A 17774-nucleotide genomic window follows, 5' to 3' on the forward strand; every position below is an offset into this window, starting at 1 on the left:
ATTTAAAAAGAGTTATATCTTTTGACGAAAAAAGGAGTAACGGTATTGAAAGAAATAATTTTAACGAGTTTCGTCATGATAGGGTTTATGATTTTACTATTTAATTGTATACTCTCATGATTTTAAAGAATAAAAAGTTAATAAGGGAAGAGGTTTTTGTAAATATGGTGCATTATAATAATCAAAATAGTTTACATCAAATATTTACATTAAAGGGAACAGTAATAAGAGATATTTTCCCGCAAATTTTATTATATATATGTGTTTCAACGGTAGTAACTGTAATTCATTATTATTATGCAGCAATTAAAATGAATCAAACTCCATGGATAATTGTTGGAGGTTCTTTAGGTTTACTGTTAGTTTTTCGTACTAACACCGCCTATGATAGATATTGGGAAGGTAGAAAGTTGTTCGGCACAATTGGTGCTTGTAGTAGAAATTTAGCAGTTAGTTTTTTATGTTATTGGGATTCCGAGGGGAAAAAGACAGATCAGGAACAACTAAAATTTTTACAGTTATTAATTGCTTTTCCGAAGATAGCGAAAGGACATTTGAGAGACGAAAAAGATTTATCTGAAATAAAGGAATTATTAAATGTTTGTTCTGAGAAGGAGAAGGAAATGTTGGATCAATCTATGCATTTACCGATTAGTATAGTTCTTATGTTAAAAACTATACTATCAAAAGGTTTGAAAACGGGTCAAATTCATCCAAATGCAATAATTAATATGGAAACTGATTTGAATAATCTGCTTACGGCTGTGGGGGGGTGTGATCGTATCAAAACGACACCTATTCCTTTTGCCTATTTTGCGCATATAAAAATTTTATTGCTCATATTTTGCGGGACTTTACCGATTGGTCTTGTTGATAGTCTTGGCTGGGTGACTGTACTTGCAACTATGTTTATCAGTTTTGCGTTTATTGGTATTGAAGCGATAGGAGTTGAAATTGAAGATCCTTTTGGTCAAGATCCAAATGACCTTCCGTTAGAAGGGATTTGTATAGGTGTAGAAACGAATTTATTGAATTTATATAATCAAAACGGTCTGTTAGAAGTTATGGATATGAATCAGAATCAGAATCAGAATCAGGTTGAAAAATCATGTAATCGTTAATTGTGTACGACTATTAATTTTAGAATGTTGTTATAAAAAACTTTATTTAAAATCTTGTCAAGAGTCAATTTACAGCTCAATGACGGCTTTATATTTTTTATATAAATATATAATATTTCACCGTGCTATAATCCATTTAAAAAATGTTGAGGAAGAGCTGGCTACTTCATTATTATAAAAAAGCGAGGGAAAGAAAATGGAACACAAACAAAAGGGAATTATTTTTACTGCGATACCAGATGAATCAAATGAATATTATGAACCGTTTTATGAAGAACTTATTTATTTTAATGAAAATTTAAATGAAAAAAAGGGAGCTACAGATCAATTTATTTCTTTATCTGTTGAAGAACAAGACTTTCATACAAGCTTTTTTGAGTATGATGATATTTGGCTAAGAGATGTAGCGCCAGTTGTAACGAATCATCTTGTTAAATTTAAATATCGACCAAATTATTTGCCAGATGATCAAGGGCGATATTTAGATCAACAATTTAATAAATGGTTGAAAAAGAATGACTTTGAATATGTGAAATCCCCATTAATATTAGATGGTGGTAATTTGATTTGGAATAAAAAAGATACCGTTATATTAACAGAACGCATATTTGATGATAATGATGATTGGACAGAAGAGGAAATTATTGAGCAATTAGAGTGGGATTTAGATGTGAGCCGAGTTATAATTATTCCTGCTGAAGAGGGAGATGTACTTGCACACGCGGACGGAATGGTTAAATTTATTGGTGAACATACGATGTTTATTAGTGATTTTTTAGGGGATCATGAATTTAGATATCATGTTCAAGAGATAATTCAAGAGCAAATGCCAGAAGCTGAATTTATAGTTGTTCCATCCTCATATACAGAGAAAGGGCAATATGATCAAGAAATAGCATCGGCAAAAGGATTATATATAAATATGTTAGAAACATGTGATGCTCTTTACGTCCCTAAGTTTGGACTAGCTAAAGATAGAGAAGTTTTACGATATATTCAACAACATACAGAGAAACAAGTTATTCAAATTCATGTAGGAGAAATCTCGACTATGGGAGGCGCAATGAATTGTTTAACGTGGTATTGTCCGAGTCATTTGTTACCTCCAAAAATGAAAAGATTAAACAATCAGAATGAAGGTTCTTCAATTAGAAAGTTTTTAGATTGGTTTTAATAATAAAGGTTACAAAAGAAAATGTATTCAAGGGGTATGTATATGTATACAATTACTGAATTTTCTCGGATTTGTAAAATGAGTACACGGATGCTAAGACATTATGATAAAGAGGAAATATTGAAACCGGCATATGTAAATCCAGTAAATGGATATAGATTTTATGAGCAAGGGCAGTTAGAGATAGCCTTGAAAATTAAAAAGCTGAGGGAGTACAAGTTTCCTTTACCGAAAATTAAAGTAATACTGCAGTCATCAGATCAAGATTCATTTATTCACTATATGCAAGCGCAAATTATCGAGTTGTCACATGAGGTGAAACAAAATTTACAGGTTATTTCTGAAATGAGTGAAATGGTCAATATGAATTATGCTTTAAATATTGCTCGCCATAGAAATTACGATATATTAAATGGAACGAGAAATGAAATAACTGTAATTGCTCAAAGGTTACAAATAGATATAGATTATATGGATGATTATTTTTATGATTTATATGAAGAAGTACAAAAAAATAGTTTGCAAATAGTAGGTTCTCCTTCTACCGTTTTTTATGATGAAGAATTTATGCCGGGTCACAGCGATATTGAATTAAGAATTCCGATTATGGATGGGGACGGTAAAGATGGATTACAAGGATGCGAGATAAAAAAGATACATCAACATCAAATTGTTACTACTATGCATTATGGTAGCTATGACTATATAGGTTATGCTTATATGGCATTAGAAGAGTGGGTGGAAAAGAACGGTTATATAATAGATGGTCATCCATATGAAGTTTATATAAAGGGACCTGAATGTGATTGTTTAGTAGAAGAGTATGTGACGCAAATTTGTTTATTAGTTACGAAAATAGAATGGGAATAAGGATTGACATTAATGTTATGTCAATGTATGGATAAAGTTCCAAATACGAAAATTTTTAATGCTGATTTTACAAGTAGAAATAGTTTATCATAAGGATAATGGAGATGGAAGGAACGACGTTCATGAAATTAATGCAAGCGAATCTAGAGATTTTTGAGGATAAAATTATTAAACCGTCCAACTATTTAATTGAGCGTGCTGGGAATCAATATATATTGCACAGAGAGGTTTTGCAATATGAAATAGAAGCGTTTAGAGAAGAAAAGTTATTTCAATATAAAGGGAGAAGTTTTTTGCCAAATATTGAACGATTTCCTTCAGAGAAGCAAGCTAGAGAAGCTGTATGCTCTTATTGGGCAGCGATTAGTGAATTAGATTAAAAGTGGATATAATTATTTGTTGATACTCATATAAGATAGCAATACATATAGCGAGTTAAAAAAGAGAGCAGACTTCGAATGTTCTCTTTTTTATTTGGAAAATTACAGAAAATAATTATAGTGTCTGTGTAATGATATATTCGCTTGGGCTTTACCGTAATGATTAGCCTTCGAATAGGTATTCTTTTTTATCTCGCATTAGCGAGTAGTAACTTATGCCTACCTCGAGATTCAGAGAACACGAGGAGGTTAGATGAGAGATTACCTACACATAAAACATGATTACCTTACTTAATAATCGGTAAGGGATGAACAAAGTTTTATTTTATTCTTTTGCTAATCACCAGTATTTTGTTGACCTTAACACGATGTCAAAGTATAGACTGTACTTACATTCAGAGAAGGGGTGAATATGTATGAGGAATATAGAAAATAGTTTGTATTATATGCCGGCAGAATGGGAGAAACATGAAGGGACATGGCTCCAATGGCCTCATGATAAAACGCATAGAGGTGAAGGTTACAGAGCTAAGTTAGATGATATTTGGGTAACGATGGCAAAGGAACTTCATTACGGAGAAACTGTGCATATTGTTGTATATGATGAGGAAGAAAAAGTACATGTCCAATCGAAGTTAATGGAAGCGAAAGTAGATATGGATAAAATTGATTTCTTAGTACAAGAAACTGATGATGTTTGGATACGAGATAATGGACCGATCTTTGTAAAAGATAAAGAGGGAAATTTGTGCTTAACACACTGGCTATTTAATGGTTGGGGAGATAAATATCCGCATGAAAACGATGCTGTTATTCCGGCGAAAATAAGTGAAATGTATAGTATTCGAAAAGTTGAATCTAGTTTCTGTCTAGAGGGCGGGGGAATTGAGATAAATGGAAACGGAACCTTAATGGCAGCGAAAACTTCTATTATAAATGAAAATCGAAATCCTACACGAAGTCAGGAAGAGATTGAAATGGAGTTAACGAAATATTTAGGGGTAACGAATTTTATATGGATAACTGGTATTCGCGGTGAGGATAATTATGATGAAGATACGGATTACCATATTGACGGAGTAGCACGTTTTGTAAATGAAAATACGATTCTGTATGAATATGATCCTTTTAAGGAAGGAGAGCCGTATCTTTTGGAGGCGTACGAAAAGCATTATCAAGAATTGCGACAGGCAAGAAATATAGATGGAAAGCCATTTCAACTCATACCAGTACCAGTGACAAGAAAAGTGGTAAAAGAAGCAGACTGTAAGGGCTCATATTTGAACTTTTATATCGGAAATGAAGTTGTATTGGTTCCTATGTATGGAGATGAACATGACAAGTTAGGGCTGCAAATTATTGAAGGTCAGTTTCCAGGGAGAAGAATTGTTGGTATTTATGTGAATGAATTGTATGCGTATGGTGGCATGATTCACTGTGTGACGCAGCAACATTTAGCATAAAGTAACCGAAATGAAAAAAGCATGCAGAGTATATACTCTGCATGCTTTTTATAATGCTGAAAATTCTTCAACAAGTTCACTAAAACGATTTAATGCACTCTCAATCGGTTCTGGCGTAGTTAAATCAACACCAGCTTTTTTCAATAAGTTTAATGGGTAGTCTGAACTTCCGCCTTTAAGGAATTCAATATAATGTTTTTGAGCATTTGGATCGCCGCTCAATAACTTATCGGCAATTTGGATTGCAGAAGCGAATCCAGTTGCATATTTGTACACGTAAAATGGACGATAGAAATGCGGTATTCTAGCCCAGCCGTATTTTACTTCTTCGTCAAATACGAGGGAGTCGCCATTATATTCTCTAAACAAGTTTTCGTAAACCTCGCTAAAGGTTTGGGCATTTAATGGTTTACCTTGCTGTGCCATTTCATGTGTGATTTTTTCAAACTCAGCGAACATGATTTGTGTAAAGAAAGTGCCTTTAAATTTCTCGATGAAATGGTTTACTAAATGGTTACGTACATCAGCATCTTTTGCTTCTTTTAATAAATGATGAATTAATAGCACTTCATTTACTGTAGAAGCGACTTCTGCGACAAAAATAGTATAGTGTGCAGAAATTCTTGGTTGGTATCCGTGTGAGTAGTGCGTATGCATACCGTGCCCACATTCGTGAGTAAGAGTGAAAAGACTATTTAAATCATCATGATGATTTAAAAGAATGAAAGGATGAACACCATATACACCAAAGTTATAAGCGCCGGAACGTTTTCCTGGCGTTTCTCTCACGTCGATATAACGTTTATCTTTAAAGCTCTTTAATGTTTCAATATATTCTTCACCTAAAGGAGCCAGTGATTCAATCATTATGTCGAACGCTTTATCATATGGAATGTCTTGTTTTACACCAGCTACTAAATCAACGCTCAAGTCGTACTGGCGTAGTTCATCTACATTTAATTTTTCTTTTCGAAGCTTATTATAAGTATGTAATGATTGAATGTTTTTTTTCGTTGTATCAATTAGGTTTTCATATACTTCTTTCGGAACCATATCGCCAAATAATGATTTCTCTAACGCAGATGGATATTTTCTCAGCTTCGAAACAGTAACATTATTTTTAATAGCAGCGGATAAAGTAGACGCGATGGAGTTCTTTAATTGAACGTAAGGTTTGTAATAAGCTTTATAGGCTTCTTTACGTTTCTCGCGATTCTCATCTTCTATTAATTTTGCATACATCCCGCGTGTTAAAGTAACTTTTTCTCCATCATCAGTAGTCACTTCACCAAATAGTATGTCTGCATTATTTAACATACCAAATGTGTGCTGCGGGGAGGAGAGCGCTTCGCCCATTTGTGATAAAATTTCTTCTTGGTCCTTATTCAATACGTGTTTTTTATAACGGTATAATTCAAATAAGTCTTCTTTATAATATTGTAAGCCTTCTGCTTCTTCTATGTAAGATTGTAATGTGTTTTCATCTACGCTAAGTAAGAATGGGGAAAAGAAAGATTTAGCCGCACTTACTTTCACATGTAATTGTGATACTTTATCGACAAGAGATTGAGCGTCAGTATCGCGCGTATCAAGATCTGATTGTAGTCGTGCATAAGCGAACATTAAAGATATGATGCTAGATATTTCTTCACTCTTTGTTAAATAAGCTAATAAGCTATTACCATCGTAAATATTTCCATTAAACTCGTGTAATTCCTTCGTTAATACTTCGATTTTTTGGAAATCACTTTCCAAATCTTCAATTGTATGGTAAATATCCGTTAAATCCCACTTCTCTTTATCATCTACTTGTAGTCGATCTTTAAGTTCAGTCATAATCATTTCCTTTCTAAATATGTAGTTATATTCCTATATAACTATGAAATACAACAAATTGCAAAAAATCCCTGCTGAAAATTGAAAAGCCTTGCTAAAATGGCAAGGCTTAAAAAATTATAATGTAATTCCGAATTTTGAATGTAAAAGATTTTTATATTGCACATCTGTAACGTTTTCTTTCGTTTTTTTACCGTTTTTCGCTATTGTGAGACTATCCTTTGTTAAAGATGCATGCCCACCTTCAGTTAGTTTTACAATGAGAGGTACTTTGTTAAATGGTGAGCCTTCATGTTCAACAATAATTTTTTGTGCTGCATTTGTTTTTTCTTCATCCACTTCTTCTATATAAAATGCATAGCCTAACATCCAATCATCAGTAGAAGATTGATCCAAAAACTCATTATTTTTACGCATCTCTAACATGTAGTTTCCCTTTTCGGTCATTTCTTTACGAATACGATAATCTCCTGTAACGGAGTGAATGACTTCACCTGAGAAAGGGACAGGTGCAAGAGGTAAGTATGAGCCGAATCCTACTTCAATTAAATAAAGTTCATTATGATGTGTTAAAACGGTTGCGATATGGCCAGAATCAACAGCCCATATAGAATTTGCAGCATTGTACACTGTTCCTGAAACGAGATGAACATCAAATCCAGCGTCTTTAAGGAAGTAATACATAGTAGGATTGAGTTCATAACAAAGACCGCCACGGTTGTTTACTAAAATTTTTTCTTTTAGATTTTCTTTTGATATTTCTGTAAAGTTGTTTTCGAGAATATTTAAGTTTTCAAAAGGGACAGTTTGTGCCATTGCGTACATAATGTTGGGTAAATCTTCAAATGAAACTTTGTGTTTTTCTTCTATATTTAATCTTGCAAAAAATTGCTTTTGAAAGTCGGTCATAGAAATCCCTCCGTTATGCTTTTATAGATAAATTGTAAACAATCTTGAATAAGATGTGAAATGAAAACTACGTTGAAGTATTGGTTGAATATTTGAAGTTAGACTAAAAAAATATGGGAGAATAAGAGATTCCTACTTTACTAATTGTAGAACGAATATTATAATGATTCCGATAAACTATGCAAACGTTTTCTTGAAAGGGTGATGGTGTAAATATGTTAAAAAAAATAACAGTAGTCGGCTTGTCGGTTGTTTTGTTTTTACCTGGTATATATGGGAGGAGTGAAGCCTATGCAGATACGGTTAACAATGGAACGTTAATGCAATATTTTGAATGGTATGCTCCAAATGATGGGAATCATTGGAACCGCTTGCGTTCGGATGCTGGAAATTTAGCTCAAAAGGGAATTACATCTGTCTGGATACCGCCTGCATATAAAGGAACTACGCAAAATGACGTAGGATATGGAGCATATGATTTATATGACTTAGGGGAATTCAATCAAAAAGAAACGGTACGAACAAAATATGGGACGAAAGCACAGTTGAAATCTGCAATTGAAGCTTTACATAAGCAAAACATCGATGTATACGGTGATGTAGTTATGAATCATAAAGGTGGAGCAGATTATACTGAAACTGTAACAGCTGTTGAGGTAGACCGTAACAATCGAAATATTGAGGTATCAGGTGATTATGAAATTAATGCATGGACAGGGTTTAACTTTCCTGGGCGCGGAGATACTTATTCTAATTTCAAATGGAAATGGTATCATTTTGACGGAACGGATTGGGATGAAGGAAGGAAATTAAATCGAATTTATAAATTTAGGGGTATAGGTAAGGCATGGGACTGGGAGGTGTCTAGTGAGAATGGAAATTATGATTATTTGATGTATGCAGACCTTGATTTTGATCATCCAGATGTTGCGAATGAGATGAAAAATTGGGGGACGTGGTATGCGAATGAATTAAATTTAGATGGCTTTCGTTTAGATGCTGTTAAACATATTGATCATGAATATTTACGCGATTGGGTAAATCATGTCAGGCAGCAAACGGGGAAAGAAATGTTTACGGTGGCTGAATATTGGCAAAATGATATCCAGACTTTAAATAATTATTTAGCGAAAGTCAATTATAATCAATCTGTATTTGATGCACCACTGCATTACAATTTTCATTATGCTTCAAAAGGAAATGGGAATTATGATATGAGAAATATTTTAAATGGAACAGTAATGCAAAATCATCCTGCACTCGCAGTTACTCTTGTTGAAAATCATGATTCTCAGCCTGGACAGTCATTGGAATCTGTAGTCAGTCCATGGTTTAAACCGTTGGCATATGCATTTATTTTAACTCGTGCAGAGGGCTATCCTTCAGTTTTCTATGGTGATTACTATGGGACAAATGGAAATAGTAGTTATGAAATTCCAGCGTTAAAGGATAAAATAGATCCGATTTTGACGGCACGAAAAAACTTTGCATATGGTACGCAGCGTGATTATTTAGACCATCCAGATGTGATTGGTTGGACAAGAGAAGGTGATAGTGTACATGTTAATTCTGGTTTAGCTACATTAATCTCTGATGGACCAGGAGGATCAAAGTGGATGGATGTTGGAAAGAATAATGCAGGGGAAGTATGGCACGATATTACAGGTAATCAAACAAATACTGTAACAATTAATAAGGACGGATGGGGGCAGTTCCATGTAAGTGGAGGATCAGTTTCTATATATGTTCAGCAGTGAATTGTTCATAGAAAAGAAGAGGTAGACTATAATATAAGTTTTCCTCTTCTTTTTATATTGTTATCATTCCTAAATCTGTATTTTAATAAATAAACTAGTTGACTTTTGAAACAACAAGAGATGCGTTGGAATAAATAATGTCACCCGTGGCGTCTCTTATTCGTACTCGAAGAACATCTCCTTACTGTGATTGCTATAGAACTAAATATTAGTATGTTTTTAACGTGATTTTAATAGTAATTATATGTGCTTTACGATAAAATGATTATAGTGTAAAATTACACTATAAGTGTAAAATGGTAACTGATAGTTTTATTATACATATGATTATTAGAAGAAGTTTTTTATATAAATCGCAAATTAAAATCCATAAGGACAGTTCTGTATAGGTGGTAGTAGCAAAAGGAGAGGCAATATGAAAAGAACAATAATGAAATGTAGCATAATGTTTAGTTTATTACTATTAACATCATGTGATATATCGGATGAAGAAATTGAACAAAAAGCACAAAGTTATACAAAATCGGAGCATGGTATTTCTGTGAAACTAGATCGAATTGAAATACCTAGTCAAGGTAAGGATTTTTTAGGACCAGATATACGAATAGCTTATGTACAGCAAGTAGATGAACCATATTTGCAATTTCAAATGTATTTCGATGGACGAACCTCTCCAAAGGTAAATAATGATAACTATAAAATAAAAAAAGAAGCGAATGATTTACGAGAAAGATTCAATACATATTATGAAGAAAAAGGGACTAATACTATACTTACTTTCGAGAAAATGCAAACAGGGGACACTGTTTTCGGTAAGGATGCAGAGAAAAAAATAGCGAAGAAACATCCGAAGCGTTATATTACGGCGGTTTTCAGAAGTAATATCTTTTTGGATTTAGACAACCGGACACATATGGAAACATTAGCAGAAGTTGCGAGAAGTATTCAGGAATTCAATAAAACGATTGAAAATAGTAAGAGTAGTGTGGATGATATAACGGTTCAGCTGCCAAATGCTAATAAGGACGTATTACAACATATTGTGGTAGATTATATAGTAACGGCTGAAGAGGCGAAAAAGACACTTGAGAAAAAGGCTGATTATATGAAGGCTTTACAATCTGCAAGGGAATAGTCTGACACCTTTACTTCTCACGAAACATATAGTATGATGATTTCAGTAAATTAGATTTCAATGACTATAATATAAATTAATGAGAGGTGCTTTTTGTGAGTGCGGTAGGTACTAAATAGGAAAAATTTAATGAAATAAATCGGATAAGAACAGGGGATTTTTATGTATACCATACCCCTAATTTTGTCATGGATTTATTTCGATACCTATGAAGATACCTACAATACTTTATAAAGCGTGTAATAAGGGGATTGCCATCTGTTTTTATGGTTTATTTCCTCATATGTTTATTACTCAAGCCTTGTAAATGTAAAAGCTGCGGTATCCCCGCAGCTTTTTTGTATATGTTTTTAATGTATAAAAATGGTAATTGAATAATGTAGAGCTCATTGGAATCTAATGAGTAGGTATCTTCATTTATGATAAAAATCAATCATAGTGAGGAGAAACAAAATGAATACGATGACTTTTGAAAAGTTACAATATAACGAATTAAAGGATATAGTGAAATCTTATTGTGTAAGTGGATTAGGTAAGGAATTATTAAATAAATTAGAACCAAGTACGAGTATTAAAGTAGTGAGAAATCGTTTGAATGAAACAACTGAAGCGAGAGCTATATTAGATGCAGAAGGGCATGTTCCTTTCTTTGGAATTTCAAATATTGCTAGTACAATTCAAAAATTAGAAAAAGGGATGATTTTAGATCCGGAAGAATTAGTAAGTGTTTCAGACTTTTTACGTGGATGTAGAAAAATTAAAAAGTTTATGTTAGATAAAGAATTTTTTGCGCCAGTATTAGCTTCTTATGCAAATTCAATGACTGAATATAAAAGTATTGAAGAGGAAATTAATTTTTCAATAAAAGGCAATAGTATTGATGCAGCTGCGAGTAAAGAGTTAAAGCGAATTCGAAATAACATTGATTCGGTAGATGGGAAAATAAAAGAACGTTTAACGAAGTTTTTAAATAGTAGTGCAAATAAGAAGTATATTCAAGAATTTTTTATTAGTAAGAAGGATGATAGGTACACGATTCCGATTAAATCTTCTTATAAAAATCAAGTTGCGGGGAGTATAGTTGAAGCTTCCGCTAAAGGTTCTACTGTATTTATAGAACCGCATACGGTTACAAAGTTAAATGTGGAACTCGCAAGTTTGAAAGCAGAAGAAGCGATGGAAGAATATCAAATTTTAGCAACTTTATCAGGAATGGTAGTAGAAAATATTTATCATATAAAAATTAATATGGAATTGATTAGTCAGTATGATATGGTGTTTGCGAAAGCAAAGTTTAGTAAATCAATCGATGGAATAGAGCCGAAGTTAAATGATCATGGCTACATTCATTTAGTAAATTGTAAGCATCCGCTTTTAAGTGGAAAAGTAGTACCATTAAACTTTGAAATCGGTCAAGACTACCGTAGTTTAATTATTACAGGGCCGAATGCGGGAGGGAAAACAATTGTATTAAAAACAATTGGACTACTAACATTAGCGACAATGTCAGGTCTGCATATTGCTGGAGATAAAGAAACAGAAATTGCTATTTTTAAAAATGTATTTGTAGATATTGGTGATAATCAAAGTATTGAAAATGCACTAAGTACATTTTCATCACATATGAAAAATTTATCTGAGATTATGAGGATGTCAAATAATAATACGTTGCTATTATTTGATGAAATAGGAAGCGGGACTGAACCGAATGAAGGAGCAGCACTTGCAATTTCTATTTTAGAGGAGTTTTATCTTGCTGGATGTATTATAGTTGCGAGTACGCATTACGGTGAAATTAAACGCTTCTCAGAGATGCACGATGATTTTATGAATGCAGCGATGCAATTTAATAGTGAAACGTTAGAACCACTTTATAAATTAGTAATCGGTAAATCAGGTGAAAGTAATGCGCTTTGGATTGCAAATAAAATGAACGTAAGAGAACATGTACTGAAAAGAGCGAAAGAGTACATGGGAAATAAAGAATATGCATTAGAAAAAGTAAATGAAAGTAAAATTAGAAAACCGAAATTCGTGCAAGAAAAAAGAGAAAATCATTACGAGTACAAAATCGGTGATCGTGTAAATGTATTAGATTATGATGATTTTGGTATTATCTATAAGGAAATAGATAATTTTTATAACGTCGTTGTATATTATAACGGTGAATTTGTTGAAGTAAATGTAAAACGTATTACTTTAGAGGTAGCAGCAAAAGAATTATATCCAGAGGGATACGATTTAAATACACTATTTGTCGATTATAAAGAGCGAAAAATGCAACATGACATTGAACGCGGATCGAAAAAAGCACTTCGTAAAATCCAAAAAGAAATAAGAAAGAATAGAGGATAATATAGAGTGGTAACGATTAGGCAAGAACAAAAAAGTGATTATAGAAAAACAGAAGAAGTTGTAAAAAAAGCATTTTTAAATGAAGAGTATAGTGATAAAAAGGAACATGAACTTGTAAAGCGTATTAGAGAATGTGACGCGTTTGTTCCAGAGTTATCTATCGTTGCGGTAGATGAGGAAATAGTCGGTCACATTATGTTATCGAAAATTACGATAGAAAAAGATGGAGCCTCTGTAGATTCATTAGCGCTTGCGCCAGTATCAGTTGCTAGTGGCCATCAGAAAAAAGGCATTGGCGGGAAACTTATTGTAGCTGCGTTAGAAAAAGCGAAAGGCCTTGGATACGGGTCAGTTGTAGTATTAGGACATCCAGAGTACTATCCGAAATTTGGTTTTAAGAAAGCAAGTGAGTGGAATATAAAAGCACCATTTGAAGTGCCAGATGAAGTGTTTATGGTGATGGAATTAAGGGAGAATGCTCTTGAAGGCGTAAAAGGAATTGTACAATATTCGAGTGCTTTTGCTGAATAGGAGTATCGGTTAAGAAATGTAATCATAAAAGATGCTATCTTTTTGTATGGATATACAGAAAGGTAGCATTTTTTATTAAGCGAAGCTACTTACATATATTTTGCTCAATGAATAATTGAGGTGGTAAAATTGAGATAGAAATGTAAAGGGAGAGAAAAAAGAATGAAGAATCGAGAAACAGATAGCAATGTAGTTACGTTATATGTTACAAGACATGGTAAAACAATATTAAATACGAACCATCGCGCGCAAGGTTGGGCAGACTCTCCGTTAGTAGAAAAAGGTGTGGAAGTTGCCTCTAATTTAGGAACGGGATTAAAAGATATTCATTTTACAACTGCGTATAGTAGTGATAGCGGCCGAGCGATTGAAACTGCTAATTTAGTATTAAAATATAGTGAGCAATCAAAATTGAAACTTGAGAAAAGAAAAGATTTACGAGAATTAAATTTCGGTATTTTTGAAGGTGAAAAACTTGAAAATATGTGGGATGTGGTTGGAAAAGCTGCAGGCGTTGCATCACCAGAAGAACTTATGAAGTTTTCTATTCAAGAAGTTATTGATCTTATTAGAGCAGCAGATCCTACGAAACAGGCGGAAAATTGGGAGTTATTTTCTACTCGTATAAAAGCAGAGATAGATAAAATTAGTGAAGAAGCAGCTAAAGATGGTGGCGGTAACGTTTTAGTTGTCGTTCATGGGCTATTGATTACTACCTTAATAGAAATGCTAGACAGTAGTAAAACGAAACTTGGAGTGGAAAATGCTAGTGTGACGAAAATTTTATATAAAGACGGGGAATATATCGTCGAGTCTGTTGGAGATATGAGTTATGTTGCAAAAGGGAAAGAAAGTGTGGAAATATAATTAAATCTCAAATAGAAATAAGAAAAGGAAGCTAGAAAATCTAGCTTCCTTTTCTTACTTCTATTTATAAAATTAGGTTGGGGTATTTTAGTGACAATATCCATTATGTAGAGTATTTCTTTGTTCAACAATTGGATCATTTAATTGAATAAGGGTGTAACTTTTTGAATAGGGCTGCTTTGTTGAAAAGGATATCTCCAATTTTTAACGAATACAGGGTTATAAATAAGAAAAAGTGGTGAGATAAATAGGAAGAGAATTTAATTTCTTTTTGGAAAATAAAACGGAAAAATGTATCATTAACAAGCTTCAGAGCGCGGGTTGTGTTTTCGCAGAAGATGAGACCCGGTTACTTATGGCAGAGGCACAAACACCAGAGGAGCTAAAGAAAATGGTGGAAATGCGGGCTCATGGTTTACCACTTGAATATGTTGTTGGATACGCAGTATTCTGTGGGTTGCGGATAGAAGTGGACCGAGGGGTTTTCGTACCTCGTCAACGTACAGAGTTTCTTGTTCACCAGGCAAAAGCTCTGTCGTGTTTTGGTGATATCGTCGTGGATCTATGTTGCGGATCAGGGGCTGTGGGTGTAGCTCTGGTGGAAGCTTTAGGACGAGTTGAATTGTATTCTGTTGATATTGACCCTGTCGCAGTACGATGTGCAAGCCGCAACGTAACAAATTTTGGTAGCCATGTTTTTGAAGGTGACTTGTATAATGCCTTACCTCATTCACTTAAAGGTCGTGTGAATACCTTAGTTGCAAACGTACCATATGTTCCTACTAAGGCGATAAAGCTGCTCCCACAGGAAGCTCGTCTACATGAACCAAAGATAGCGCTTGACGGGGGAGAGGATGGACTTCACATTCAGCGAAGAGTAGCAAATGAAGCATCTCTCTGGCTAGCACCGGGGGGACACCTTTTAATAGAGACGAGCGAAATGCAGGCAACTCATACCTTTGAAATTTTTGCTGATGCTGGGCTTACTCCGAAAGTGGCTAGAGACGAGGAAATAGACGCTACTGTCGTTATAGGAGTGAATTCTCGTTTCTAGCATAAATTAGTACGTAGTCTTATTCACAAATAAAAGATCTATATTCACTTAAAGAGCATTTTAATTGAGCAATGAGCACAAAATTTATTCCAAATTTACACGGGCCCGTTATTTGAAAAAGAAAGGACATAACATATGTTATGTCCTTTCTTTTATTAACTGTTTCAATTTAGGTCTTGATAAAATCGAATCTAGCTTCTTTTTTTTAATAGGAACGATTAAGGGATTAATAAAATCTTCCCCGTACTTTTTCTGCTCTCTAATAATTCATGGGCGCGAGCACCGTCTTGTAAAGAGAATGTAGTAGGACTCGCAATGTTTAATTTTCCACTAGCGATCCAATCAAATAATTGAGTAGAGCGCTTCTTACGTTCTTCAAAGGTAGTAAGCACGTTCCAAAGGTCTCCACCAGTTAAAGTTTTTGAAGTATCCATAAGCATGCGTGGATCAACGGGAGCAGGATTACCGCCAGCCATTCCGTAAAATACGACAGTACCACCAATTTTAGTAGCGGTAAAACTTTCCTCTAATGTAGAACCTACTGATTCATATACAACATTTACTCCAGTGCCGTTTGTTATTTCAAGTACTTTTGAATGCCATTTTTCCGTATATAAAAATACATGATCAGCCCCAGCTAACGTGGCTATTTTGTTTTTTTGGGTTGATGACGTAAGACCAATTACTGTTCCGCCCTGTAGTTTAATCATTTGAATAAGAAGTTGACCAACGCCACCAGCCGCAGCATGGACTAAAGCTGTATCACCTTGTTTTATTTGATAGCTATCTTTCGTTAAATAATGTGCCGTTAGACCTTGTAATAAGACAGAAGCAGCTGTTTCAAAAGAAATAGAATCCGGAAGTGGGATGGCTTTTTCTGATGGAACGGCAACTAATTCTGCATTTGCAAATGGAACGTCAGCAAATGCAATACGGTCTCCAGGATTGATAGTTGTAACGTTAGCTCCTACTTCTTCAACAATACCAGCCCCTTCATAACCTAATATATAAGGTGGATTTCCAGCGAGATGATAATCACCGCGGCGTCTATAAATATCAGCAAAGTTTAAACCGATTGCTTTGGTGCGGACAAGAATTTCATTTGAATTTATGATTGGATCATTTAGTTCTTTATATTGTAGTACATCTGGACTTCCAAACTGTTCGAAACAAAGTGCTTTCATATGGAATACCTCCATTTTATTGTTTGTCGATGCTCTTTATCATACAATATAAATATCAATAGGCAAAGAGGATTATTTCGATGGAATCAATCGAAAATATCGATTGGAAAGAGGGATGATAAATGGAGATAAAACAATTAATTACATTTAAAGTAGCGGCAGATACTTTGAACTTTACACAAACTGCGAAGAAATTAAACTTTGCTCAGTCGAGCGTAACGGCGCAAATTAAAACGTTAGAAACTGAGCTAGGTACGCCGTTATTTGAAAGATTAGGGAAACGTCTTTTCTTAACCGAAGCGGGCAGGAAGTTTCAACTATATGCTGATAAGATGGTTGCGCTTAGTAACGAAGCGAAAATGGCTGTGAAAGATGATGAAGAAATAGCTGGTACGTTAACGATTGGTGCACAAGAAAGTCAGTGTACATATAGGCTTCCATCTATATTAAAGAGGTTTAAAGCACAATTTCCTCAAATAAAACTTATATTTAAACCAGCACATTCTAATAAAGATGCGAAGGAACAATTGATGGAGGGAAAAGTCGATCTTGCATTTATTTTGGATGAATGTAAAACAGAAGATGCTTTACATGTGGAGCCGCTTATGAAAGAAGAATTAAAAGTAGTAGCTGCTTCAGGGCATCATTTACTCCAGCAAACTTCCGTTTCTATAAAAGATTTAGAGAAGGAAACACTTTTATTAACAGAAATAGGGTGCTCATATCGGACTTTATTTGAAGAGTTATTTCGTGCGGAAGACGTATATCCGGCAAATAAGATTGAGTTTGTTAGTGTCGAGGCAATTAAACAATGTGTCATTGCGGATTTAGGTATAGCAGTTTTGCCAGCAATAGTAGTAGAAAAAGATATACGAGAGGGGACGATAAAAGAGTTACATTTAGAAAATGCAATCTCTCCGATTTTTACACAAATTGCTTGGCATAAAGATAAATGGATGACAGTGCCACTGCAGCAATTTATTGATGTAACGAGGGAGTTTTTTACAACGGATTAAGTGGAGAAATATTTATTTTATATAAAAGAAAAAATGGCAATTTTGTATAAAGAACCGATGCTTGAATATAACAAGTATCGGTTCTTTTATGTTTTAAATATACAATGCTATAAAATGTGTAT

The 17774-nt window shown here is 34.0% G+C and carries 15 protein-coding genes and 1 pseudogene; 12 read left to right on the forward strand and 4 right to left on the reverse strand.

Annotated elements, in window-relative coordinates:
- The first annotated feature begins 164 nt into the window (after window positions 1–164).
- From DN390_RS06375 to DN390_RS06395, 5 genes are all read left to right on the forward strand, one after another.
- Window positions 165–1121, forward strand: coding sequence for a bestrophin family protein (locus DN390_RS06375; protein ID WP_147806854.1), 957 nt, complete (start codon window positions 165–167; stop codon window positions 1119–1121).
- A 196-nt stretch (window positions 1122–1317) separates the two neighbouring features.
- The gene (locus tag DN390_RS06380) at window positions 1318–2295 is read left to right on the forward strand and encodes an agmatine deiminase family protein (protein WP_147806855.1); all 978 of its coding nucleotides are present in this window, start codon (window positions 1318–1320) and stop codon (window positions 2293–2295) included.
- A gap of 42 nt (window positions 2296–2337) precedes the next feature.
- A complete protein-coding gene (locus DN390_RS06385) occupies window positions 2338–3165 on the forward strand; it encodes a MerR family transcriptional regulator (protein ID WP_147806856.1) in 828 nt (275 codons plus the stop codon).
- Window positions 3166–3287: 122 nt separating this feature from the next.
- The gene (locus tag DN390_RS06390) at window positions 3288–3545 is read left to right on the forward strand and encodes a hypothetical protein (RefSeq protein ID WP_147806857.1); all 258 of its coding nucleotides are present in this window, start codon (window positions 3288–3290) and stop codon (window positions 3543–3545) included.
- 416 nt (window positions 3546–3961) lie between these two features.
- Window positions 3962–5008, forward strand: coding sequence for an agmatine deiminase family protein (locus tag DN390_RS06395; RefSeq protein WP_147806858.1), 1047 nt, complete (start codon window positions 3962–3964; stop codon window positions 5006–5008).
- A gap of 48 nt (window positions 5009–5056) precedes the next feature.
- Here the strand turns inward: DN390_RS06395 and pepF are convergent, their stop codons facing one another.
- Both pepF and DN390_RS06405 read right to left on the reverse strand, forming a co-directional pair.
- Entirely contained in the window at window positions 5057–6844 is a 1788-nt protein-coding gene (gene pepF, locus DN390_RS06400) for an oligoendopeptidase F (protein ID WP_147806859.1), read from the reverse strand.
- Window positions 6845–6961: 117 nt separating this feature from the next.
- On the reverse strand, window positions 6962–7753 hold the full coding sequence (locus tag DN390_RS06405) for an arylamine N-acetyltransferase family protein (protein ID WP_147806860.1): 792 nt from the start codon (window positions 7751–7753) through the stop codon (window positions 6962–6964).
- A gap of 215 nt (window positions 7754–7968) precedes the next feature.
- Here DN390_RS06405 and amyS point away from each other — a divergent pair, with 215 nt between their 5' ends.
- Entirely contained in the window at window positions 7969–9510 is a 1542-nt protein-coding gene (amyS, locus tag DN390_RS06410) for an alpha-amylase (RefSeq protein WP_147806861.1), read from the forward strand.
- A gap of 94 nt (window positions 9511–9604) precedes the next feature.
- Here amyS and DN390_RS31590 read toward each other — a convergent pair.
- Window positions 9605–9691, reverse strand: a pseudogene (locus tag DN390_RS31590) (exosporium leader peptide); the annotation flags it as partial.
- 234 nt (window positions 9692–9925) lie between these two features.
- Here DN390_RS31590 and DN390_RS06415 point away from each other — a divergent pair.
- From DN390_RS06415 to DN390_RS06435, 5 genes are all read left to right on the forward strand, one after another.
- On the forward strand, window positions 9926–10645 hold the full coding sequence (locus tag DN390_RS06415; protein ID WP_147806862.1) for a hypothetical protein: 720 nt from the start codon (window positions 9926–9928) through the stop codon (window positions 10643–10645).
- Between the two features lie 453 nt (window positions 10646–11098).
- Window positions 11099–13000, forward strand: coding sequence for an endonuclease MutS2 (locus DN390_RS06420; protein ID WP_147806863.1), 1902 nt, complete (start codon window positions 11099–11101; stop codon window positions 12998–13000).
- A 6-nt stretch (window positions 13001–13006) separates the two neighbouring features.
- Window positions 13007–13531 (forward strand): GNAT family N-acetyltransferase, encoded by a 525-nt coding sequence (locus DN390_RS06425; RefSeq protein ID WP_147806864.1) that lies wholly within the window; start codon window positions 13007–13009, stop codon window positions 13529–13531.
- A 162-nt stretch (window positions 13532–13693) separates the two neighbouring features.
- A complete protein-coding gene (locus DN390_RS06430) occupies window positions 13694–14398 on the forward strand; it encodes a histidine phosphatase family protein (protein WP_147806865.1) in 705 nt (234 codons plus the stop codon).
- Between the two features lie 271 nt (window positions 14399–14669).
- Window positions 14670–15452 (forward strand): putative protein N(5)-glutamine methyltransferase, encoded by a 783-nt coding sequence (locus tag DN390_RS06435; RefSeq protein ID WP_147806866.1) that lies wholly within the window; start codon window positions 14670–14672, stop codon window positions 15450–15452.
- A gap of 218 nt (window positions 15453–15670) precedes the next feature.
- On the opposite strand, the gene DN390_RS06440 is transcribed toward DN390_RS06435, so the two are convergent.
- Window positions 15671–16636, reverse strand: coding sequence for a quinone oxidoreductase family protein (locus tag DN390_RS06440; RefSeq protein ID WP_147806867.1), 966 nt, complete (start codon window positions 16634–16636; stop codon window positions 15671–15673).
- Between the two features lie 122 nt (window positions 16637–16758).
- Between DN390_RS06440 and DN390_RS06445 the strand changes: the two genes are divergently transcribed.
- Entirely contained in the window at window positions 16759–17652 is an 894-nt protein-coding gene (locus DN390_RS06445; RefSeq protein WP_147806868.1) for a LysR family transcriptional regulator, read from the forward strand.
- The last annotated feature ends 122 nt before the right edge of the window (window positions 17653–17774 follow it).

It is taken from the genome of Bacillus sp. SH7-1, assembly GCF_008042405.1.
Lineage (GTDB): Bacteria > Bacillota > Bacilli > Bacillales > Bacillaceae_G > Bacillus_A > Bacillus_A thuringiensis_N.

Bases quoted from the DNA above. Each gene is read 5' to 3' on its own strand.
- DN390_RS06375 (WP_147806854.1), top strand. From the start codon at position 165: ATGGTGCATTATAATAATCAAAATAGTTTACATCAAATATTTACATTA.
- DN390_RS06380 (WP_147806855.1), top strand. From the start codon at position 1,318: ATGGAACACAAACAAAAGGGAATTATTTTTACTGCGATACCAGATGAA.
- DN390_RS06385 (WP_147806856.1), top strand. From the start codon at position 2,338: ATGTATACAATTACTGAATTTTCTCGGATTTGTAAAATGAGTACACGG.
- DN390_RS06390 (WP_147806857.1), top strand. From the start codon at position 3,288: ATGAAATTAATGCAAGCGAATCTAGAGATTTTTGAGGATAAAATTATT.
- DN390_RS06395 (WP_147806858.1), top strand. From the start codon at position 3,962: ATGAGGAATATAGAAAATAGTTTGTATTATATGCCGGCAGAATGGGAG.
- pepF (WP_147806859.1), bottom strand. From the start codon at position 6,844: ATGACTGAACTTAAAGATCGACTACAAGTAGATGATAAAGAGAAGTGG.
- DN390_RS06405 (WP_147806860.1), bottom strand. From the start codon at position 7,753: ATGACCGACTTTCAAAAGCAATTTTTTGCAAGATTAAATATAGAAGAA.
- amyS (WP_147806861.1), top strand. From the start codon at position 7,969: ATGTTAAAAAAAATAACAGTAGTCGGCTTGTCGGTTGTTTTGTTTTTA.
- DN390_RS06415 (WP_147806862.1), top strand. From the start codon at position 9,926: ATGAAAAGAACAATAATGAAATGTAGCATAATGTTTAGTTTATTACTA.
- DN390_RS06420 (WP_147806863.1), top strand. From the start codon at position 11,099: ATGAATACGATGACTTTTGAAAAGTTACAATATAACGAATTAAAGGAT.
- DN390_RS06430 (WP_147806865.1), top strand. From the start codon at position 13,694: ATGAAGAATCGAGAAACAGATAGCAATGTAGTTACGTTATATGTTACA.
- DN390_RS06440 (WP_147806867.1), bottom strand. From the start codon at position 16,636: ATGAAAGCACTTTGTTTCGAACAGTTTGGAAGTCCAGATGTACTACAA.
- DN390_RS06445 (WP_147806868.1), top strand. From the start codon at position 16,759: ATGGAGATAAAACAATTAATTACATTTAAAGTAGCGGCAGATACTTTG.